Origin of the sequence: Oceanimonas marisflavi, assembly GCF_003049725.1 — a bacterium.
Taxonomy (GTDB): domain Bacteria; phylum Pseudomonadota; class Gammaproteobacteria; order Enterobacterales; family Aeromonadaceae; genus Oceanimonas; species Oceanimonas marisflavi.
Window position 1 is genome coordinate 1 of the sequence record NZ_QAGM01000061.1, and the last position, 742, is coordinate 742.

The 742-nt window shown below is 54.0% G+C and carries 1 pseudogene; it reads right to left on the reverse strand.

What is annotated here, in order from left to right:
* Nucleotides 1-674, reverse strand: a pseudogene (locus DA373_RS16655) (IS5 family transposase); the annotation flags it as partial.
* Nucleotides 675-742: the final 68 nt, after the last annotated feature.

Genomic DNA, 742 nt, shown 5'->3' on the forward strand with positions numbered 1-742 from the left:
ACGACGGTAATGCTTGAACTTCTGGAAAGCGCGTTCAACCAAATTACGCTCTTTATACAGTGCCTTATCGTAATCCCGAGGGCTGATCCGGTTCTTCCTTGGTGGGATCACCGGATTGGCTCCACTGGCACTGATTGCGGCCACGAAGTTATCCGAGTCATACCCTTTGTCGGCTATCACAACGTCCGCTTCCAAGCCTTCAATCAACTGATTGGCCTGGCCATATTCCGACGCTTGTCCGGGCGTTAATAGCACGCGAACCGGGTTACCCAACGCGTCGACAGCGAGGTGAATTTTGGTGCTCAGTCCTCCTCGCGACTTACCTTGTGCTTGTTCGTCGCGTTCTGTTTTTTTGAGGCCCCATGCTGATGGACCCGGACGATACTGCCATCGACCATCAGGTGTTCAAGGTCGGGATCGTCCGAGACGGCTTCCCAAATACGTGCCCATACGCCTTTGTGTGACCAGCGGTTATAGCGAACATAGACCCGGTGCCAATGGCCAAAGGAGGCCGGCAGGTCCCGCCAGGGCGCTCCTGTTCGAGCAATCCACAACACGGCTTCAACAAAAAGACGGTTATCCTTTGCGGTGACCCCACAGTCACTGGCCTTACCCGGAAGCAAGTCCTTGATCCGTTCCCACTGGTCATCTCTCAGTACTGTACGCTCACTCATTTACACTCCGAAGGCCCTGATGCAAGTGGCTATCGGTAGGAGTTTACACTAATTGAGAACGCCACCTA